The following is a 20,629-nucleotide window of genomic DNA, read 5'->3' as shown; positions in this document are numbered from 1 at the left end:
ATAGGATGGCTGTTAAATTTATTTAATTGAAAACTGCAGTTTTTACAAACTGATTGGGTACCGGTTTTGGCGTGTTCGAATTGGTGTTGATCTCATTTTCCGGATAAATTAAGCGCTGCGGCTTCTGAGTTCCCACAGAAAGCGGAATCGCCAATTCAACGACCGGTATTGCTTTAGACAGACGTCGGTAATCATTGAAAGATTCGTACTGCATTAAAAAAACAATATAACGCTGACTGATGATTTCATATAAAATAGCCAGCTGCGCAGAAGAATAATTTTTAGGATTTGCCAAGCCATTCTGAGCAAAGTCTGCAGCGACATAATTTTCATATAATCTTCCGGTCGCAGAAAAGGTTTTTCCGTTAAAGTAGCCCGTGTTTAAGGCCGTTCGTACCGAATTTAAAGCTGTAATTGCTGCCGTTTGATTTCCGAGTCTGGCGTTTGCTTCCGCTAAGATCAGCTGATTTTCATAATATGTAAGGATTGGATGCGGCGCATCATTCGTAAACGCTCCGTCATCGGTATTAGGTTCTAAATTCGCCAGCCTGAAAAAATTTAACAAAGCCGTTTCATTGGTTTTCGTATTTAAAGAATTAATCCGTGAAGTCATTAAAACCGGTAAATAGGCGCCTGCAAAACCTACATCTCCGGTAGATTTTACCCTGAAAAAATCGTAGTTCTGATTGAAATTAATTCCCTGACTTTTTCCGTGCGGAACCAGAGCATCATCACTGGTTGCAGACATTCCGAGGTTTGCTGCTGCAACCGCGGACTGATAATCTCCGGTGTGAAGATAAAGTCTGGCCTTCAGAGTGTACGCGGCTTTTTTCCATTTTGCAAGATCACCTTTAAAGATGAAATCCTGATTATTAAAAGCCAATACAGCAGTAGAATTTAAATTGATAATCGCGTCATCAAGCGTATTTTGAAGACGCTGATAAACTTCAAGCTGCGGATCGTAAACAGGATTCGGAAAATTTTCTTTATCAAAAGCTTGGCTGTAAGGCACATCGCCGTACAGAGAAGTGGCTTTAGTAATCACTAAAGCTTCAATGATTTGCCCCACACCTTTTATCCTTTTATTGCCGATGGCGTCTGCTTTCTGCTGTACTAAACGGGCGTTTGCCGCAACCGGATACAGATTTCTCCAGGTAAAATTGGTAGATGAAACGATGTACTGTCCGTATCCGAAATGCGCTCTGGCAAGACCATTTACTTCGCGCGACCACATTGATGCAATTCTCACATCGGTATCTTCGTGAAGCAGAGACATGCCTAAAAGCGTTCCTGCGAGTAACGTTCTTACATCAACATCGGTTGGTGCATTCGGGCTATTCAAGATATCGGCTTCATCAAAAAGATGACTGCACCCGGTTGTAGAAAGCAAACCGGCAATGATTAACGGAAGAAATTTTATTTTAAATATATTTTTCATAATAGATGTTTTTAATAATTAATAAGAATAGAAGCGAGGAAAGACCGCGTATTTGGGTTGGTAAACCAGTCTTGTCCGCGGGAAAGTCCTGCACCCGAAACATTGGATTCCGGATCAATACCTGTGTATTTTGTCCACAAAACTAAATTTCTTCCTGTGAGACTGAAATTAATGCTTGATAACTTCAGTTTCTTTTTCAGCTTCTCGGTTCTTAAAGTATAGCTTAAAGTCACCTCGCGAAGTCTTGTTGCACTTCCGTCTTCCACAAACTGTTTGTATGAAGCCGTCGTAGAAGCCGTTCCTCTTCCGCGATACCAAGCTTGATTTAAAGCAACCGGTCCGGCGCCGAAATCTCTGATTTCTCCCTGATACGTTGTGCCTGCGGCAAGAATATTTCCATTGACATCACGTAATCCGCCAGCCGGAACAATTACAGTATTTCCCTGATCGCCGTGCGTTCCGAAAGCATAAAGTGAACCTCTCGTTCCGTTAAAAACATCATTACCCTGAACGCGGTCGAAAAGCAGATAAAGACTGAAATCTTTATACGAAAATGTACTTCCCAAACCTGCGCGCCAGTCGGCATTCGGGTCACCGATCACTTCAGTAGTTGTTCCGGGCTGTGGAAAACCGTTGGCATCAAGTATGTAATTTCCCGAAGCATCTTTAAGGAAATCTGTCGACAGAAACACGCCAAAAGGCTGCCCTGGAATCAACGATGAATTTTGTATAAAACTGTCCTCCAAAGTAAACGCAGAAACGCCCGCCAGCGAAACGACTTTATTTTTATTGGTAGAGAAATTGGTTGAAAGATTCCATCTGAAATCGCCTTTTCTGATAAGATCTCCGCTTAAATCAAGCTCCAGACCTCGATTTTGCAAAACGGCAGCGTTGGTGGTTCTGTTGGTAAATCCTGTAGAAGCTGGCAGCCCTAAATTCAGAATGACATCTTTAGTTTTATTGGTGTAAACGGTTGCAGAAAAACTCACGCGGTCTCTGAAGAAACGCAGATCGGTTCCCAGCTCAAATTCGGTTTTCCTTTCCGGTTTTAAAAAAGCATTGCCTTCTTTTGAATTTCTAATATATCCGCCGTTATAAAGACTACTGACTCCGCTTACGCCAGTCGTAAAAGGATCGCCAAAATTCGCCGGATTAAATAGTGTAAAATTCTCATACGGTCGTGGCTGAATTCCCACCTGGCCCCACGTTATTCTCAATTTACCAAAACTGAACGCACTTTTGTCCTTCAGAAAATTTAAATCTGAAAACTGCCAAGCCAAAGCTGCGGAAGGAAAAAAGAAACTGTTTTTCGTTTGTTTTCCAAAAGTGGAAGCGCTTTCGTTTCTTCCGGTTAAGGTTAAAAACAATGTATTATACGCTTCCAAATCAATTTGAGTGTAAAATGCGTAGGTTCTCAAAAGTGAAGCTACATTGTTTGCTTTCAGATTTGTATTTAGCGCATTGTCCAAAATATCCGGTCCGTTTTGAACGATAAGATTTGTAATAGCGTTGGAAACCGACTCGGCTCTGCGGCTGTTATAATTAAAACCGAATAAGTAAGAACTTCTGAAATTTTCGTTGATCGTATGTTTCGCAATCGCAAAAAGATCTGTATTAAACTGTTTTTCAGCAATCGAGGTGATTCCCAGATAACCGTCTACAAAGTTTGCAGAGTTTGCCGCAAATCGTTCCACTCTTTTATCGGTAAAATTATCAATTCCGACGCGGCCTGTTGCTGTTAACCATTTCAGAGGCGTAATATCAACCTGCACAGTTCCTAAAATCCGGTCTACGTTGCTGGTGTTTTTATTATTTAAAATATTCCAGTACGGATTGGCGTACGTCGTTTTTCGGTCAATTCCTAAAGGATTTCGGTACGAAACGTGCGCATTCGGAAAAATCTGACCAGAAGGATCGGTGTAAGTTCCCTCGTAATATGAATTGTCAAAATCCGGCGGCGTTCTCAAACTGCTGAGCAAAAGCCCGTCGACATTATCGCCTTCCTGCGTTCGTGAAGATTTACTTTTAATATAATTTACATTGACGCTCGCTTTAAACCAATCATTGAATTTTTGCGACGTATTTAGCCGCACAGTATTTCGGTCGTAATCGCTGAATGCTCGGATTACACCATCCTGCATTAAATTTGAAAAGCTCAGGAGAAAATTTGACTTTTCATTTCCACCGTCTACGGATAAATTATTTTCAATAAAATGTCCCGTTCGGAACGCGTCTTTTCCATGATCAAAAACATCGCGTGAGTTTTTCCCGCCGTTTTTATTTGTTGCAGTGCCGGGAGCAATTGCATATCGCACCGTTCCGTCAGGAAAAGTGACATAACCCTGATAAAGAGTATTGCCGGGATTTGTGATATATGTATCGGCACCGCCGGGGCGGTCAGCAATACGGTCACCAAAACTCAACCGGTCACCCTGAATATAAAGTCCGTTTGAACCTTGTCCGTAAGTTGTCTGAAGCGGATGCATTTTATTTACAACGTCAAAAGAAACCGTCGATCTAAGGGAGATATTAACTTTTCCTGCATTGTTTTTTCCTTTTTTTGTGGTAATAATAATAACACCGTTGGCCGCTCTGGTTCCCCAAAGTGCCGCTGCGGCAGCGCCTTTCAAAACCTCGATACGCTCAATATCGTTCGGGTTGATATCATTCGTCCGCGATTGCTGCACAATTCCATTGGCCAGAGATGAACCGGTTTTTGAACTAGAATTGCTGATCGGCATACCGTCAACAATGAATAATGGCTGCGCATCTCCGCTGATGGTATTTTGACCTCTGATCTGGATGTACGCTCCGGCCCCCGGATCGCCACCGTTTCTGGTGATCAAAACACCTGATGCCTTTGCGCTTAAACCTGTCAGAACGCTGGTTTCGCCAGATTGTGCAACTACAGAACCTTTCACAGTGCTTACTGATGAGGCAAATTTGTCTCGTTCACTTTTTAAACCAAGCGAAGTGATGACAACTTCATCAATATTTGATGTTGAAACAGTATCGGTGTCGGGTTTCTGCTGTGCCGAAAAGTTTGCGTTTGATAAAATGAAAAATATTGGGGCAATGAGTAAATTCTTTCCCATAAATAATTTGGTTTATATGCTGTCTTTTGATTTAAATGATAAGCTGCTGTACAAAATCTGTTACCTGTAGAGTTTCTTTTCAATGGAGGAATCTACTGTCATTTGTGAACAATTACTATGATACAATTGCCGATAAAACTTTGAAAAACCATTACGTTTTTTTTGATTTTTAGATCGTTCGCGAATTTATCATTATTTAAATAATAATAACTATGCTTTCAATAAAATGTTTATTAATTTATTAATAATAAATTTATAGTAATTATAATTACTATAAACATCCATTGTAAACCAACATGTAGACAGCCATTTCACCTTTAACTTCTGACATGATAACTAGCATTAAGCATATAATTATTTACAGATAAAGTTTCAGTGTTTCTGTTTCATTTCCTGATCATATTAAATATCGGTAGCGTTTTTAGCATCTTATTTGTAACAACAGAAACTCAAACCACTTGCAGAAATTCTTTTTTGGCTACTTCAATTGTTAACTATAAAAATGTGAAGTTTACGTATAAAACTTACATCGTATGAAAATTTTACTTGTATCCGGTTTTAATATATCGCTGAAAGAGCCTTTTAACAGCGGTGTAGAAGCTTTCATGGTTTCCTTTGCTCACCGGCTTTTTGCGGAAGGTCATGAAGTGGATATTTTTGCAGAAGAAGCAGATGACACTGCAGCTTTTAAAATTATCAAGCCGTCTAAAAATCACTACTCAGATAGCAGACGCTTGGCTAAGCGGGCGATAGAAAAACATCAATACAGAAACTTGGATGTTGACTCTTACGATCTGATACATTATCATATGTTTTATCCGCATTTGATAAAAGCGGGAATGAATTTCAAAAAAAAGTCTTTTCTGACACTTCACACACCGCCGGAAGAGGAGCGAATCGCGTTTTACAAAGAGCGTTTGAAAACATCTGATCTTAATTTCATTGCAGTTTCAAAGAGAATAAAAAAGCAGTGGGAAGAAGTGCTTGAGATAGATATTCCTTTGATAAACAATGGAATTGATGTAAATCTCTGGCCAATAAAAAAGACAAGCAGTGGAGAATATTTACTTTGGTCGGCAAGGATTGCAGAAGAAAAAAATGTTGCCGATGCCATTCGACTTGCTCAGCATTTAGATTTGCCACTGAAAATTGCCGGCAGAATTGTGAATCAGCAGTATTTCGATGAAAACGTAAAACCTTATTTAAACAGTAAGATCAAATATATTGGGCACGTTACACAACGTGAAATCAGCGGTCTGGCACAAAATGCCAAAGTATATCTGGCAACGGCAACATGGCAGGAACCTTTTGGTTTGGCAGCTTTAGAAATGTTGGCAAGTGGCGTGCCCGTTGTAGGTTTTAATACTGCCGTTCCGCCCAGCTGGAAGCACATAAGTGTTTTGACTACAGAGTCTACACGTTGGGAAGACTTGATTGGGCTGGTTGAAAAGAGCACAAAAATCAGCCCTTTTCAATGCAGAGAATTCGCTTTGGGAATGACCATTCAAAAAATGACATCTGATTATTTAGAATTATTTAATGATAAATTATTTGAGCAAACGGATTTTTCTGCAGCTAAAATCGCCGAATCAACACAAATTTTATCTTAACTATTCATGAAAATTGCCGTTATAGCCAAAACCAGACTGCCTATTGTTGAGCCATTTCGGGGCGGTTTGGAAGCGTTTACCCATTCATTGTGCAAAGAATATTTGCGTCTTGGTCATGAAGTGACTTTATACGCGCACAGAGACAGCGATCCTGCACTGAATGTAAAAGGATTTTACGGTGAAGAAAACCGTGACAGCGATTATTTTGAAATCTATGAAAATGATGAATATTTATCAATTTTAAAAGATATTGAAAAAAATAATTTTGATATCGTTCATAATAATTCGACGCATGAACTGCCAATTATTTGGGGCGTAAAAGAAACTGTGCCAGTGGTGACAACCATTCATACGCCGCCGATCAGCAAATTGAAAGCGGCTACAACTATTTGTTCTGGATCTGAAAATCTTCATTTCGTTTTCCCATCAGACTCCTTCCGGAAATCATGGCATCCTTTTATAAATTCCCGGTCAAAAGTGATTCATAATGGTGTTGATCTTGAAAAGTGGCCACTCATTCGTGAGAATTCTGAATATCTTTTTTGGTACGGTAGGATGGTGCATTCTAAAGGTCTTGATATTGTCATCGATGCCGCTATTGAAATGAATATGCCGCTGAAATTTGCCGGACCTCTGGATGATAAAAAATATTTTGAGGAACATATTCAACCGTTTCTCAGTGAAAATATTACTTATCTCGGCCATTTAAAACAATCCGAAATTCACCAGCAAATGATAGGCGCAGCCGCTGTTATTAGTGCTGTTCGGTGGGAAGAACCCTTTGGCCTTACGACGATTGAAGCCATGTCAGCCGGAGTTCCGATTGCTGGTTTTGACCGTGGTGCTTTCCGTGAACTGATAAATAATGAAAGTGGAGTAGTTGCCGAACAGAAAAACGTAAAGTCGCTCGTAAAAGCCATTGAGGCTGCCATACAGTTGGAAAGCAGTAACGTAAGATGCCACGCAGAAAAATTTTCTATAGAAACAATGGCTGAGCGATACATTAAATTTTTTGAGGAAATTATATGAAAATATTGATCGTTGCCGGACCATTTATCTCTTTGCGCGAACCGTACAATGGTGGTACAGAAGCTTTCATTGTCGAACATGCCAACGAACTGGTACGTTTGGGTCACTCTGTTGATGTGATTGCTAAAGATGCTGATGAAAAAAATCTTTTTCAGGTAATTGAATTTCCCGAAAGTCCTTTGAGCATGAAAGATAATTCTTACCGCGCTTGCTCGGAAGAACTTGGTCAGCAGCATTTTCAGACTTTACAATTAAGTATGTTGGATGTCAGTATATACGACGTCATTCATTACAACTCTTTTATACCCGAAATTTATTCCGTTGCGGCACTTTTTAAAACTCCCGGCGTCTTGACCTTACATCTGCCTCCAACAGAAAAATTTGCTTTGATATACCGGTTTTTCGTTAAACATGCGCCTGTAGTTCCCATCGGCATTTCAGAAAGGATGGGCGCGAAATGGAAAAAGATTTTTAAAACTGATATGGAAGTTATTTTAAATGGAATTCCTTTAGATAAATGGAAATTTAATGAAAGAAATCAAGACGGATATCTGCTGTGGAGCGGGCGTATTGCAAAAGAAAAAAATGTAGAAGCCGCAATTAAACTCGCGAATTTTCTCCAAAAACCATTAAAAATCATCGGTCCGGTTTTCGACAAAGATTATTTTAAAAGCTGTGTAGAACCGCATCTGAACGAAAATATTCAATACATTCCTCATGTCACGCAAAATAAGCTGAATCAGATCGCAGCGAACGCTTCAGCATATTTGGCGACGGCGGTTTGGGAAGAGCCTTTTGGTCTCAGTACAGTCGAAATGCTTACCAGCGGATTGCCGGTTGTGGGTTTTGAAACTGCCATTCCGCCAGAATTGCGTGATAAAGATGTCTCAATCGCTGTTAATTCTGATGACTGGCGTGATTTGATAGAACCTGTGGAAAATATCAGAAAAGTAAAATCACAATCTTGCAGAGATTTTGCTTCAAAATTTGATGTAAAAAATACAGTGAAAGAATATGTGGAACTGTATGAACGTCTAAAACTAAACGCAAACTGATGGAAAAACCCACTATTTTTTACTTTGTTCATGCTCATGGAAACGGTCACCGCGCGATTTTTAATTTGCTTTATCCAGAATTGTCGGAGTTTTTTAATGTGATTGCAGTTACTACAAATGAGGAAGTTACAGAATATTTGCAGTGGAACCACAGAGTCGAAATTCTGCAGTTACCGCCGAAATATCCACCCAACTATGAAATTCCTGAGCATACTTTCTCCAAAGCTTTTGAAATGACACCTTACGAAATTGAACCTGCATTTCGGGCAAAGTCTTTCGCAGAAGCGATTATTAAATATCAACCCAAAGCTTTCTATTGCGATGGCGTTCCTGAGATAGCCATAATGTCGCGCAGTATGGGTTTACCGGTTGTTTTGGTTCATCTTCCGGGAAATATCATACAAGATCCAACGCAGGTTTTTGCCCACGAACTGGCAGATCATATTGTGGCGCATTTTCCTGCTTCTCTCGAACAGGAAAATTACCGGTTTGCCACAAAAACTTTTTACAGCGGATATCTGTCGAAATATTTTCAGGAAAATTTAATTCAAAATAAGAGTTTGAACGAAAATCCGGTGACCATTATTTTAGGTTATGATAATTATGATGAATCTGTTCTTAGAAACATCACGAGTGATCTGAATACCAAATTTACCGTTATCGGAAATAAAAGAAAATATAATCTGGCTGAAAACTGTGTTCAGCTTGGCCGAGTGAAAAATATCAGTGATGGCATTTCAGGTAAAATTGTTATTTCCGCGGCCGGGCAAAACACGGTTGCCGAGATGTTTTCATTAAATAAAACGTTGATTTTACTTCCTGAATCAAGACCTTACGATGAACAGAAAATTCACGCTGAGATTTTAGCAGAAGAAGGAATTGCTTTGCTTGCTAAAGAAAATTTTACCGCTCAAGACTGGAAAAATATTTTATCTGAAGCAAAATCTTTTAAACCTTTAAATAAAAATGTAGTAAATCCTTTTGCTGCAAAAGAAATCGCTCAAAAAATGAATAACTGGTATGCCTGAATTTAGCGTTGTTACGATTGTAAAAGGAAGGAGAAAGCAACTCGGCAACCTTCTGGAATCCATAAAAGCTTCCACGGTTTTGCCTGTCGACATTCAGGTGATTTGTATGGATGATCCAGAAAATATTTTTTTTCCTGAAGGTTTGAATGTGGAAATACAGGTGATGATTCACAAAGAAAATTTGCCGCTTGCCGCTGCCAGAAATTTCGGTATTAAGGCTGCGAAAACACAAAATATCATATTTATCGATGTTGACTGCATCGTTTCGCTGACTTTATTTGAAAGTTTACTGAATAAATTAAGTCCGGAAAAAATTATTGCTGCCTATCCGAAATATTTGCCTATGCTTCCGGAAAATGGAAATTTCAATCAACTTTTAGAAAGTGCTGTTTCGCATCCCGCACGTCAGAATATTCCAGCCGGCGAACCGGTTCATCACCTGCAGTTTTGGTCTTTGATATTTGCGGTTCAGAAAAAAACTTTTCAGGAAATTGGTGGTTTTGATGAGTCTTTTATTGGTTATGGCGCTGAAGATACTGATTTTGCGATGTCATTTCACCAAAAAGGAATTGAGCAAATTTTTGTAAATGATTTTATTCTGCATCAGTATCACAATAAATACGATCCGCCACTCAATTATTTTGATTCAATTATCAAAAATGCTCTAAGCTACAGAGAAAAATGGAAGGTTTTGCCGATGAAGGCCTGGCTGAATGCATTTGAAAAATTAGGGTTAATACATATTGATCAGAATCAGAGTATTAAAATTATTCAGAAGCCCACTGAAGAGCAGATTCAGAACTGTATTTCTGCAAACCCTTATTAAATTTATCGAAATAGAATACAAAAAAAGAGCAGATAAAATAATTATCTGCTCTCATATCATGTGTGTTTGAAAAATGTAGTTACGCTATTTTAACGTTTACTGCATTTACACCTTTGTTACCATTTTGAGTATCGAAAGTTACTACATCATTTTCGCGGATATTATCCACTAATCCTGAAGTGTGTACGAAAACGTCTGGTCCACCAGCTGATGGAGTAATAAAACCAAATCCTTTAGTTTCGTTAAAGAATTTTACTGTTCCTTGTTGCATTGTATAAGTATTAAAAAAATTATTCTGTTTTGTTTGCAGGAAAATCCCGCGGCTTTGATTTCTCAAAACGATAATAAATTTGAAAAAAAATTATGGATGGGTAAAATTTAAGCGTGAAAATCAAACGTCTTAAAAGGTAGAGCACCTAAATATTTGTAACAAAAGTGAGCGGATCTTTCAGTAAAAATAAGAAACAAAATCTATTCTTATTTATATCTACCGTGACAGCTGCATTATTATTTTACAAATATACGACAATAAATGAGTAATGCAAATATTTCAGTAAAAATTTAATTAAAGTTTTAAAGATTCAATAATACGTTTTATAAATTTCAGTTTTAGTCAGGTTAAAATGTCATGCTTTATTTAATTAAAGTTTAAAGCAAAAGGTGAAAGGAAAATTTTTGACAGTGGTTTTACTTCTGCATTTTTCATTATTTTTTCTGAAATTTGATAAGCTTTATATAATAAACCATCTCATTTATGAATAAACTAAAAATATACGGAAAGGCAGACTCGTCTGAGACGTATCCCATCAGAGATTTTCTTAACAGAAGTGTTGTTGATTTTGAGTGGCATAATTTATCAGATTCCGATTTGAGTTCCGAAAAGGTATCTTCTATAAATCCGGAACTTCATCCGATGATTGAGTTTCCTGACGGAGAAATTCTTGTAAATCCTTCGCTTGAGGAGATCGCCAAAACATTGGGATGGATTACCAAACCAAAATATAAAGAATATGATCTGTCTATTTACGGCGCCGGTCCGGCTGGTTTGAGTGCCGCAGTTTATGCCGCTTCAGAAGGTCTTAAAACGATTCTTATTGAAAGAGAAGCTGTTGGCGGACAGGCTGGCACAAGCTCGATGATAGAAAATTATCTCGGTTTTCCTGAAGGAATTTCAGGCGCAAATTTAGCGGAGCGAGCGAGACAGCAGGCGCTGAAATTTGGCGTGGAAATTCTTCTTTTAAAAGAAGGAATCAAAGGAACGTTTTACGATAAAAAAATACATGTTGATTTTGCATCGGGTGAAAAACTTGTTGCAAAAACCAATATCTGTGCAACCGGCGTGGAATATGCGAGACTGAATCTTCCGGATGAAAAACGCTTTTTCCATAAAGGGGTTTATTATGGAGCGGGCGCCAGCGAAGCTTTTTTCTGTCAGGATATAGATCTGTACATTGTAGGTGGCGGAAATTCTGCAGGTCAGGCAGCGGTTTATTTTTCGGGTTTTGCGAAACGAGTTTTCATGGTCATCAGAAAGGAAAATCTTTCTGAAACTCTGTCAGATTATCTTGTTCGGAGAATTGAAAGTATCCAGAATATTCATGTTTTATACAACTCTCAGGTGACAGAACTTGACGGGGATGACTATCTGGAGCGAATTAAAATTAAAAATTCTAAAAATTCTACCGAAAAATGGCATGAAACTTCAAAATTATTTATCTGTATCGGCGGAAAACCCAATACAGAATGGTCGGCAGAAACCGCGATTTGCCGCGACATAAATGGTTATTTATTTACAGGAAGCGATCTTGTCGGACTGGATCAATTTAAATGCTGCTGGCAGGAAGAACGTCAGCCTTATCATTTGGAAACCAGCGTTCCGGGATCATTTGCAGCAGGCGATGTACGGTTTAATTCTGTAAAAAGAGTGGCTTCGGCAGTCGGCGAGGGTGCAATGGCAGTAACGCAGGTTCATCAGTATTTATCTAAATTATAATTATGGAAAATAAAATTTGTGATCATATTTCAGGCATAAAAACATTAAAAACGGCGGAAATAACGAGTGCGAAAAATGTGTGAAAGAAGGGACAGAATGGGTGCATTTGCGTACATGTCAGACTTGCGGAGTTACTTTGTGCTGCGACTCTTCCCCCATGCAGCATATGTCGCATCACTGCAAAGAAACCTCTCATCCTGTTGTAATATCTTCAGAAACCGGCGAAAAATGGCTGTACTGTTATGTAGATGATATGATTGTTGAATACAGTTAATCTGGTATAGTCATTTAAGCGAGAATATTTATACCAACAAAAAACCCGGCTCGAAAACCGGGTTTGTTTTATTTTTCCTGAAATTCACTGATGAAATGTAGTTTTACATTCGGGAATTTTTCCTGCGTCATATGAATCGTAAATGACGAATCTGCAAGAAAAACCAATTGGTTATATTTGTCACGCGCCAGAAAACGCTGTTTTAATCTTGCAAATTCATTAAATTCTTCAGACTTTTCGTCGGCTTCTACCCAGCAAGCTTTGTGCATAGAAAGTGGTTCGTAGGTACATTTTGCGCCGTATTCGTGTTCCAAACGGTATTGTATAACTTCATACTGCAGCGCACCGACAGTTCCGATGATTTTCCGGTTGTTCATTTCCATCGTAAAAAGCTGCGCCACACCTTCATCCATCAGCTGATCGATACCTTTCGCGAGTTGTTTTGCCTTCAGCGGATCATTATTATTGATATATCTGAAATGCTCTGGTGAAAAACTCGGAATGCCTTTAAAGTTGATTTTTTCACCGCCAGTCAGCGTATCACCGATTCTGAAACTTCCCGTATCGTGCAGCCCGACAATATCTCCGGGAAAACTTTCGTCCACCACTTCTTTTTTGTCGGCGAAAAATGCGTTGGGTGAAGAAAATTTCATCTTTTTGCCTTCTCGTACCAAAAGATAATTTTCATTTCTTTTAAATGTACCGGAAACAATTTTCACGAAAGCCAAACGGTCTCTATGTTTCGGATCCATATTCGCATGAATTTTAAAAACAAATCCTGTAAAATTATTTTCTTCAGGTTTCACAAGTCGCGTGTCGCTTTCTTTAGGCTGAGGTTTAGGAGCAATTTCGATAAATGCGTCGAGCAGTTCGCGAACTCCAAAATTATTTAAAGCCGAACCGAAAAACACAGGCTGAAGTTCGCCATTCATATAATCTTCACGGTTAAATTCCGGATAAACAGACTGAATTAATTCCAGTTCTTCACGAAGATTCGCAGCTGCCTTTTCACCGATAATTTCGTCGATATTCTTGTCGCTGATGTCATCAAATTTAATCGCTTCACCAACTTTCTGCTTCTTTTCCTCTAAAAACAGCTGAATATTATTTTCCCAGATGTTATAAATTCCCTGAAAATCTGCGCCCATTCCGATCGGCAGAGAAAGCGGACAAACCCTTAAACCGAGTTTCTGTTCAACCTCATCCAAAAGATCAAAAGCATCTTTACCTTCACGGTCAAGTTTGTTGATAAAAACCAACATCGGAATGTTCCGCATGCGGCAGACTTTCACGAGTTTTTCGGTCTGTTCTTCGACTCCTTTTGCCACGTCTATCACCACGATTACAGAATCTACGGCCGTTAAAGTTCGGTACGTATCTTCCGCAAAATCTTTGTGACCGGGCGTATCGAGGATGTTTATTTTATGATTTTTATATTCGAAAGCAAGAACCGATGTTGCTACCGAAATCCCTCTCTGGCGCTCAATTTCCATGAAATCGGACGTTGCGCCTTTCTTTATTTTGTTTGATTTTACCGCGCCGGCTTCCTGAATTGCCCCACCGAAAAGAAGGAGTTTCTCGGTAAGCGTGGTTTTTCCGGCATCGGGGTGAGAGATTATCCCAAAGGTTTTTCTTCTCTCTATTTCTTTGATCAGATCAGACATATCGTATTTTGAAGTTGCAAAAATCGTGTTTTTATATGGAATAAACAACCTGCCTCAAAGTCATTATTTACCGCCTTCGCCCGGTTTTTGCTTAAATTAAATTATCTTTGTTCACCTAAAAAAAATCTCACATTCATGCAGAAAGACCGTTTTTCTTATTATAAATTCGATTGGCTTGCCGCGCTGATTATGGTCGCTGGGTTTATATTTTCATCGATCGCCGTTAATGGATTGGTGCTTTTGGGAATGACATTTTTTAAGCTGAATTTTACGCTTATGCCGATCTTTTTAATGGTTGGAAATGCCATCATTTTCTGCACCTGTATCGCTTTTTACGATTTTTTTATGGTGAGGCCTTCAACGAAAAGAAAGCTCAGTTTTAATTTTTCGCCAACCAAACTTTCAAATTATATTTTAATTTTTCCGATGATGCTTGGGATGATGTTCATTGCTGAATTTATCACCTCTCAGATCCCGACAACCGGACCGTTCTTCGGAGAGTTTTACGAATTTTTTTCAAAGCTGATGGAGCAGCTTGTTGACGAGCCGCTTTCGATGTTCATTACTGCTGTGATTATGGCGCCGATTTTAGAGGAAATTGTTTTCCGCGGGATTATTCAGAAGGGAATGATCAACAACGGTGTAAAACCTTGGGTTGCCATTCTTATTGCATCGCTCGTTTTTGGTTTAGTGCACGGAAATCCGTGGCAGTTCGTAGGTGCCGTACTTTTGGGAATCGTTTTAGGCTTGGTTTATCACAAAACGCAGTCGCTTCTTTTGCCAATGTTACTTCATGGTTTCAACAATTTTTGCTCGACGGTAATAATCTTTTTCGTGAAGACAGAAAGCTTTGCCGACGCATTTGATATTTCAGAATATACCGTTTTGTCAATTGGAATCTTACTTTTTGCAATTTTCCTCTTTCTGTTTTTAAAATTTTACAAATCTGCTGATGCTCAAAATATTCAGCACAATATCTGATTATTAAAATGATTATGGAATTACTTGTAGCGACACATAACGAACATAAAAAGGAAGAAATTCAGCAGATTTTAGGCAGAGATTTTGCCGTTAAAAGTCTTGCCGATTATGATCTTCACGAGGAAATTGTAGAAGACGGCGATTCTTTTCGAGCGAATGCATTAATTAAAGCTAAATATTGCTTCGAAAAAACCGGAATTCCAAGTTTGGGAGACGACAGCGGACTTGTAGTGGAAGCGCTCGGCGGCCGTCCCGGAATTTTTTCTGCCCGATATGCAGGCGATCATGATTTTGCAAAAAATATCGCGAAAGTTTTGGAAGAAATGCAGGGCGAAGAAAACCGTAAGGCCTATTTTATCACGGTTTTATGTTATTATAATGAAACCGGAGCACAGTATTTTGAAGGTCGTGTCTACGGAAATCTTTTGGATGACAATAAAGGTTTTAAAGGTTTTGGTTACGATCCGATTTTTGTTCCGGAAGGTTTAGGCCAGACATTTGCGGAGATGAACCCAGAAGATAAAAACAAGATCAGCCACCGCAAACAGGCGCTCGATCTTTTTCTGAAAGACATTGTGGCAAAACGGCCGCAGCAAAACTAATTATTTTGAGCACGTATTTAACGATTTTAGGTTTCAACTCGGCTATTCCGACTGTCAATACATCACCGACATCGCAGCTTCTGGAGATGGAAGAACGTCATTTTCTCATCGATTGTGGCGAAGGAACGCAGGTGCAGTTGCGCAAGGCAAAAGCGAGATTTTCAAAGATTAACCATATTTTTATTTCACATCTTCATGGCGACCATTGTTTTGGTTTGCCAGGTTTGATTGCGTCTTTCAGACTTCTGGGACGCGAAATGCCGCTTCATGTGTATGGTCCGAAAGGCATTAAAAAAATGCTGGAAACTATTTTTACGATTACCGAAACACACCGTGGTTTTGAGGTGGTTTATCATGAATTAAGCGGAAGCAATTCAGAGAAAATTTATGAAGACAGTAGAGTAGAAGTATACACGATTCCACTGAACCACAGGATTTACTGTAACGGATATTTGTTTAAAGAAAAACCAAAAGACCGTCATCTTAATATGGCTGAAATCGCAAAATACAGCGAGATTGAAACCTGCGATTATCACAACATTAAAGCCGGAAAAGATTTTGTACTGAGTGATGGATTTGTTTTGAAAAATGAAAAACTCACGCTCGATCCTGCTCCCCAAGTTTCTTATGCGTTTTGCAGCGACACCAAATATTTGGAATCTGTAATTCCTATTATAAAAAATGTGACGGTTTTGTATCACGAATCCACTTTTCTGCATGATTTAAAGGAAATGGCAGATTATACAGGTCACGCCACCGCGCGTGAAGCGGCAATTATTGCTAAAAAAGCGGAAGTTGGAAAACTTATTTTGGGTCATTTTTCGAACCGGTATAACGATCTGACGGTTTTTACAGATGAGGCACGTGAGATTTTCCCGAATACCTATTTGCCGAAAGCACTTGAAGTGGTAAAAATCTTATGATGAGCTTAAGTTTTGAAGAGCTGCGCGGTTTTCTGAATGAGAAGGCAGATTTTTACAACAATCCGGAATTTATAAATGACGATCCGGTGCAGATTCCGCACCGTTTTTCGCTTCAGCAAGACGTGGAAATTGCAGGTTTTCTGGTAGCGACTATTTCGTGGGGAAACCGCAAAGCGATCTTAAAATCTGCCGATAAAATGCTTGATTTCATGGGAAATTCTCCTTTTGATTTCGTTATGAATTTTACCGAAAAAGATCTTTCACAAATTGAAAATAAAGCCATTCACCGAACTTTCAGCGGAGAAGATTTTATTTACTTTATCAGAAGATTTCGTGATGTTTTTGAGAAATACGGGAGCTTGGAAATGTTATTTAAAACAGAAGAAAACGAAACCGATTTTTATCACGCGATTGAACGTTTCCGAATACAATTTTTGTTGCCGGAGAAACACAGAAGTCATAAGCATATAAGTTCGCCTTATAAAAATTCTTCGTCTAAAAGAATCATGATGTTTCTTCGTTGGATGGTGCGAAAAGACAACCGCGGCGTAGATCTGGGAATTTGGAAAAATACAGAGGCAAAATTTTTATCGATTCCGCTGGATGTACATACAGGAAATATTTCCAGAAAACTCGGTTTGCTGACACGATCGCAAAATGACTGGAAAAGTGTTGCCGAACTCGATCTGGCAATTCGTAAATTTGATGCGCAAGATCCCGCAAAATATGATTTTGCTTTATTTGGAATCGGCGTTACCAAAGATATTTTATGATGAATAATGTAGAAACACAAAAGGACAAATTAGAATTTCTCGAGAAAATTGCCGACGGCATAACCTGGTGGATTGGCTCGATACCTTCACTTATCGTACATTCCCTGTTTTTTATCGTCTCATTTCTGCTTCCCGCGCTGGGAATTGTAGAGTTTGATAAAATGCTTCTGATTCTGACTACAGTGGTTTCTCTGGAAGCAATTTATCTCGCAATTTTTATCCAGATGTCGGTGAATAAAAGTCATGAAAAGATTGAAGATATTCAGGAAGATATCGAAGATATCCAGGAAGATATTGAAGAAATCAGCGAAGACATTGAGGAAATCAGTGAAGATATTGAAGAGATTAATGAAGATATCGAAGACATTCAGGAAGATATTGAAGAGATTAATGAGGATGAAGATGACGAAGCGCACAGCGAACGCGCAAAAAATGTGATTCTTAAAAGCAATGTGATCAACAACAAAAATGAAATAAAAACATTGAAGGATCAAATAAAGCTTCTTCAGAGCAAAATTGATGAAATGAATAAGTTCTAATATTTTAGCTAAATCAGTTCATTTTTCTGCAAGTTATTTATTTATAAACAATTACTTTCTCAAAATTATGTGACAATCAGAATATTTTTTTTATTTTTGGACAAACGATTCAAAAATGTTTAAATATAGATTAAAAAATTACTTTTTTCTGAGTGCGGTTTTATTATTGTTATCCAATTTTTCTCTGGCTCAACGGGGTAAACCTATGAATGCTGTTAACAGTACTAATAATAAGGCTGGCGCATTTATTGACGTAAATGTTGCTTCCTATCCACCATCTGCATATACACCAGAGCAACTGGTTAAAAATATTCTTATCAATGGAGGATCAACTTGTTCGATACCAAATGTAAGTAATGTTACGATTTCTCCAACAACCAATCAGGCAGCTACCAATGCGGATCGTTTTTGGGGTTATTTTCATAAAGGGACGACAAATTTTCCTTTTACAGACGGCATTGTGTTGGTGACTGGTATGGCTAGAAAAGCAGGAAACAGTGCTTCATCTGTAAGTGATATTGTAACAGGCTCTACTGTAAATGATCCTGATTTGGTTGCCGCTGTTCCTCCAACACCACCAGTTTATCCATATAATGATAATGTTATTTTGGAATTCGACTTTGTACCAAATTCCAATCAGGTTAAATTTAATTACATATTTGCTTCTGAAGAATATTCCGGCACCTACCCATGTCAATATTCTGATGCATTTGCTTTACTCATCAGACCTGTTTCTGGCGGGCCATATGTAAATCTGGCAGTATTGCCGAATGGAGCAGGACCAGTTGCCATGACAAATATACATCCTTTGATTCCGACACCGGGCTCAGGTGGATGTGTAGCAGTGAACGAAATGTATTTTGGCGGATATAATACTGCTGTGAATACGGTAACAAATTTTGATGGTAGAACAGTTCCTTTAACAGCTATTGGAGCAGTTACACCGGGTGTGGCGTATCATTTTAAAATGGTGCTTTCAGATTACAGAGATACAGGTTTTGACTCTGCGGTATTTCTGGAAGGGGGTTCTTTTGATCTTGGTATAAAAATCGTAGATGCTAATGGCGTTCCTATTCCGGCAAGTATTAATGTTTGTGATAATACGCCAACTTTACTTACGGCGCAGGCGAATTCTATTCCTGGTTCTACTTACCAGTGGTATTTAAATGGTGTGGCTATTCCTGGTGCGACCGGAATTACCTATACTGCAACTCAGCCGGGAGTTTATACTGTTCAGATTGCGGTACCGGGAAATAACTGTCCTGCATCTGCAAGCGTAACAATCGTTGGCGGCACGAGTCCTACAGTGACAAACGCTACACTTACAGCCTGTAATATTACCGGCAATGCAACCTTTAATTTAACACAGGCGCAGCCGTTTATCACAAGTGCTGCAGGAGCTACTTTTAAATATTATCTTCTACCAGCTGATGCTACAGCAGGAAACGGAAACTTTATTCCTACTCCGACTGCCTTTCAAAGTCTTGGTGCGCAAACAATTTATGTGAATGTTGCTACTGGTTTCTGTTCAAAAGTCGCAGAACTTCAATTGGTAAAAGCAGATCCTATCACAGTAAATATTGCTACACCGGTTCCGATTACTTGTTTGACAGGTAATACTACGCTTAACGGTTCATCATCAGTCTATCCGACAGACGCTACCTTCAAATGGACTGCCACGAATGGTGGTACCATTGTATCAGGTGGAACTACTTTAACTCCTGTTGTCAGCAGCGGAGGAACTTATACTTTAACCATTACGAAAGTCTGGAGTCCGGGTGCAACTTGTACAGGAACGGCTTCAATCATTGTTTTGGAAGATAAAACACCACCTGTTTTAACCTTAACAGCAAATAAAACAACGATCTGCCAGGGAGAAAGTATTACACTTACTGCAACCGGAGCAAACAGTTACGTTTGGAATAATAATTTAAGCGGAACAGGACCGACACAGATCGTAACGCCAACGGCAAGTACAACGTATGTGATTAACGGAACAACATTAAACGGATGTGCAGCTTCAAACCCTGCGGCACTCGCAATCACAGTTGTTCCTGCAATAACTTCGACATTACAGGGTGGGTTTATCTGTATCGGTGATCAGCTAACTTTAGATGCTGGCGCAGGTCCGAATTATACTTATCTCTGGAATACTGGCGCTACAAGCAGAACGATTTCTGTGGCTGCACCGGGAACCTACACGGTGAAGATCAGTAACGGAGTTTGTACTAAAGAATTTACAGCAGTAGTTTCTCTGGCGGTAATTCCTCAGATTAATAAGGTTGATTACAGCTTTGGGACGTTAACTGTTTCTGTAAATAACCCGAGTAACGGAGTTTTAGAATATTCTGCAGATAACGGTGTAACTTGGCAGAACTCAAACGTTTTCAATAATGTGGCAAGAAACATCATTGTAAAACTTAGAGTTCGTGTTAAAAATACAAGCTGTGTAGGTTATTTAGAATATTTTACCTTCACCATGACCAACGTGATCACGCCAAACGGCGACAATGTGAATGATATGATCGATTTCCGTGGAATCGTTAATTATAAAGATTTCAAAGCGACAATTGCAGACCGTTACGGTAAAAAAGTCTATGAGGCATCTAAGCTGACGCCGTATTGGGATGGCTATTTCCAGGGTAAAAAATTGCCGACTTCATCGTATTGGTATCAGGTGACTTTTGAAGATCCTGCCAGCAAACAGCCTCAGGTAAAAACAGGCTGGATCTTGCTGAAAAACTTTGAATAATTTTTTTTAAATAATTAATATGAGGATTTACTGAAAAGTAGATCCTT

General features: G+C 39.0%; 17 protein-coding genes. 13 read left to right on the top strand and 4 right to left on the bottom strand.

Going from position 1 to position 20,629, the window contains the following annotated elements:
* Positions 1–22: 22 nt before the first annotated feature.
* Together ASG01_RS09660 and ASG01_RS09655 are read right to left on the bottom strand one after the other, a co-directional pair.
* Positions 23–1,438: a SusD/RagB family nutrient-binding outer membrane lipoprotein gene (locus ASG01_RS09660; protein ID WP_055863149.1), complete on the bottom strand. Its 1,416-nt coding sequence runs from the start codon at positions 1,436–1,438 to the stop codon at positions 23–25.
* An 11-nt stretch (positions 1,439–1,449) separates the two neighbouring features.
* Positions 1,450–4,533 (bottom strand): SusC/RagA family TonB-linked outer membrane protein, encoded by a 3,084-nt coding sequence (locus ASG01_RS09655; RefSeq protein ID WP_055863147.1) that lies wholly within the window; start codon positions 4,531–4,533, stop codon positions 1,450–1,452.
* Between the two features lie 533 nt (positions 4,534–5,066).
* Here ASG01_RS09655 and ASG01_RS09650 point away from each other — a divergent pair.
* From ASG01_RS09650 to ASG01_RS09630, 5 genes are read left to right on the top strand one after another with little or no spacing between them, the layout of a single operon-like run.
* Entirely contained in the window at positions 5,067–6,143 is a 1,077-nt protein-coding gene (locus tag ASG01_RS09650; RefSeq protein ID WP_055863145.1) for a glycosyltransferase, read from the top strand.
* A 6-nt stretch (positions 6,144–6,149) separates the two neighbouring features.
* A complete protein-coding gene (locus ASG01_RS09645; protein ID WP_055863143.1) occupies positions 6,150–7,172 on the top strand; it encodes a glycosyltransferase in 1,023 nt (340 codons plus the stop codon).
* Positions 7,169–8,227 (top strand): glycosyltransferase, encoded by a 1,059-nt coding sequence (locus ASG01_RS09640; protein WP_055863140.1) that lies wholly within the window; start codon positions 7,169–7,171, stop codon positions 8,225–8,227. Before ASG01_RS09645 ends, ASG01_RS09640 begins: the two co-directional genes overlap by 4 nt.
* A complete protein-coding gene (locus ASG01_RS09635; RefSeq protein ID WP_055863139.1) occupies positions 8,227–9,255 on the top strand; it encodes a glycosyltransferase in 1,029 nt (342 codons plus the stop codon). Before ASG01_RS09640 ends, ASG01_RS09635 begins: the two co-directional genes overlap by 1 nt.
* Positions 9,248–10,081 carry a glycosyltransferase family 2 protein gene (locus ASG01_RS09630; RefSeq protein ID WP_055863137.1) on the top strand — a complete coding sequence of 278 codons (834 nt, stop codon included), beginning with the start codon at positions 9,248–9,250 and terminating at the stop codon, positions 10,079–10,081. The genes ASG01_RS09635 and ASG01_RS09630 overlap by 8 nt, the downstream gene beginning before the upstream one ends.
* Before the next feature lie 79 nt (positions 10,082–10,160).
* Here the strand turns inward: ASG01_RS09630 and ASG01_RS09625 are convergent, their stop codons facing one another.
* Complete coding sequence (locus ASG01_RS09625) at positions 10,161–10,352, bottom strand: cold-shock protein (protein ID WP_055863591.1); 192 nt, start codon at positions 10,350–10,352, stop codon at positions 10,161–10,163.
* A 483-nt stretch (positions 10,353–10,835) separates the two neighbouring features.
* Between ASG01_RS09625 and ASG01_RS09620 the strand changes: the two genes are divergently transcribed.
* Positions 10,836–12,074 carry an NAD(P)/FAD-dependent oxidoreductase gene (locus tag ASG01_RS09620; RefSeq protein ID WP_055863136.1) on the top strand — a complete coding sequence of 413 codons (1,239 nt, stop codon included), beginning with the start codon at positions 10,836–10,838 and terminating at the stop codon, positions 12,072–12,074.
* Between the two features lie 79 nt (positions 12,075–12,153).
* A complete protein-coding gene (locus ASG01_RS09615) occupies positions 12,154–12,348 on the top strand; it encodes a UBP-type zinc finger domain-containing protein (RefSeq protein WP_238584539.1) in 195 nt (64 codons plus the stop codon).
* Between the two features lie 68 nt (positions 12,349–12,416).
* Here the strand turns inward: ASG01_RS09615 and ASG01_RS09610 are convergent, their stop codons facing one another.
* The gene (locus ASG01_RS09610) at positions 12,417–14,012 is read right to left on the bottom strand and encodes a peptide chain release factor 3 (RefSeq protein ID WP_055863134.1); all 1,596 of its coding nucleotides are present in this window, start codon (positions 14,010–14,012) and stop codon (positions 12,417–12,419) included.
* Between the two features lie 135 nt (positions 14,013–14,147).
* Between ASG01_RS09610 and ASG01_RS09605 the strand changes: the two genes are divergently transcribed.
* The 6 genes from ASG01_RS09605 to ASG01_RS09580 all read left to right on the top strand — a co-directional run bounded on the left by ASG01_RS09605 (position 14,148) and on the right by ASG01_RS09580 (position 20,582).
* The gene (locus tag ASG01_RS09605; RefSeq protein ID WP_055863132.1) at positions 14,148–14,993 is read left to right on the top strand and encodes a CPBP family intramembrane glutamic endopeptidase; all 846 of its coding nucleotides are present in this window, start codon (positions 14,148–14,150) and stop codon (positions 14,991–14,993) included.
* 8 nt (positions 14,994–15,001) lie between these two features.
* Positions 15,002–15,595, top strand: coding sequence for an RdgB/HAM1 family non-canonical purine NTP pyrophosphatase (gene rdgB, locus ASG01_RS09600; protein WP_055863130.1), 594 nt, complete (start codon positions 15,002–15,004; stop codon positions 15,593–15,595).
* Between the two features lie 5 nt (positions 15,596–15,600).
* Positions 15,601–16,518 (top strand): ribonuclease Z, encoded by a 918-nt coding sequence (locus tag ASG01_RS09595; RefSeq protein ID WP_055863128.1) that lies wholly within the window; start codon positions 15,601–15,603, stop codon positions 16,516–16,518.
* Complete coding sequence (locus tag ASG01_RS09590) at positions 16,515–17,291, top strand: TIGR02757 family protein (RefSeq protein ID WP_238584538.1); 777 nt, start codon at positions 16,515–16,517, stop codon at positions 17,289–17,291. Before ASG01_RS09595 ends, ASG01_RS09590 begins: the two co-directional genes overlap by 4 nt.
* Positions 17,288–17,830 (top strand): DUF1003 domain-containing protein, encoded by a 543-nt coding sequence (locus ASG01_RS09585; protein WP_238584537.1) that lies wholly within the window; start codon positions 17,288–17,290, stop codon positions 17,828–17,830. Before ASG01_RS09590 ends, ASG01_RS09585 begins: the two co-directional genes overlap by 4 nt.
* A 205-nt stretch (positions 17,831–18,035) precedes the next feature.
* Complete coding sequence (locus ASG01_RS09580) at positions 18,036–20,582, top strand: choice-of-anchor L domain-containing protein (RefSeq protein ID WP_238584536.1); 2,547 nt, start codon at positions 18,036–18,038, stop codon at positions 20,580–20,582.
* Positions 20,583–20,629: the final 47 nt, after the last annotated feature.

It is taken from the genome of Chryseobacterium sp. Leaf180, assembly GCF_001424585.1.
Taxonomy (GTDB): domain Bacteria; phylum Bacteroidota; class Bacteroidia; order Flavobacteriales; family Weeksellaceae; genus Chryseobacterium.
Note: the sequence above shows the minus strand (reverse complement) of the source record. Positions and strands in the feature narration are given on the sequence as shown.

Bases quoted from the DNA above. Each gene is read 5' to 3' on its own strand.
- ASG01_RS09620 (WP_055863136.1), top strand. From the start codon at position 10,836: ATGAATAAACTAAAAATATACGGAAAGGCAGACTCGTCTGAGACGTAT.
- ASG01_RS09655 (WP_055863147.1), bottom strand. From the start codon at position 4,533: ATGGGAAAGAATTTACTCATTGCCCCAATATTTTTCATTTTATCAAAC.
- ASG01_RS09630 (WP_055863137.1), top strand. From the start codon at position 9,248: ATGCCTGAATTTAGCGTTGTTACGATTGTAAAAGGAAGGAGAAAGCAA.
- ASG01_RS09610 (WP_055863134.1), bottom strand. From the start codon at position 14,012: ATGTCTGATCTGATCAAAGAAATAGAGAGAAGAAAAACCTTTGGGATA.
- ASG01_RS09625 (WP_055863591.1), bottom strand. From the start codon at position 10,352: ATGCAACAAGGAACAGTAAAATTCTTTAACGAAACTAAAGGATTTGGT.
- ASG01_RS09640 (WP_055863140.1), top strand. From the start codon at position 7,169: ATGAAAATATTGATCGTTGCCGGACCATTTATCTCTTTGCGCGAACCG.
- ASG01_RS09590 (WP_238584538.1), top strand. From the start codon at position 16,515: ATGATGAGCTTAAGTTTTGAAGAGCTGCGCGGTTTTCTGAATGAGAAG.
- ASG01_RS09650 (WP_055863145.1), top strand. From the start codon at position 5,067: ATGAAAATTTTACTTGTATCCGGTTTTAATATATCGCTGAAAGAGCCT.
- rdgB (WP_055863130.1), top strand. From the start codon at position 15,002: ATGATTATGGAATTACTTGTAGCGACACATAACGAACATAAAAAGGAA.
- ASG01_RS09605 (WP_055863132.1), top strand. From the start codon at position 14,148: ATGCAGAAAGACCGTTTTTCTTATTATAAATTCGATTGGCTTGCCGCG.
- ASG01_RS09635 (WP_055863139.1), top strand. From the start codon at position 8,227: ATGGAAAAACCCACTATTTTTTACTTTGTTCATGCTCATGGAAACGGT.
- ASG01_RS09580 (WP_238584536.1), top strand. From the start codon at position 18,036: ATGAATGCTGTTAACAGTACTAATAATAAGGCTGGCGCATTTATTGAC.
- ASG01_RS09585 (WP_238584537.1), top strand. From the start codon at position 17,288: ATGATGAATAATGTAGAAACACAAAAGGACAAATTAGAATTTCTCGAG.
- ASG01_RS09660 (WP_055863149.1), bottom strand. From the start codon at position 1,438: ATGAAAAATATATTTAAAATAAAATTTCTTCCGTTAATCATTGCCGGT.
- ASG01_RS09645 (WP_055863143.1), top strand. From the start codon at position 6,150: ATGAAAATTGCCGTTATAGCCAAAACCAGACTGCCTATTGTTGAGCCA.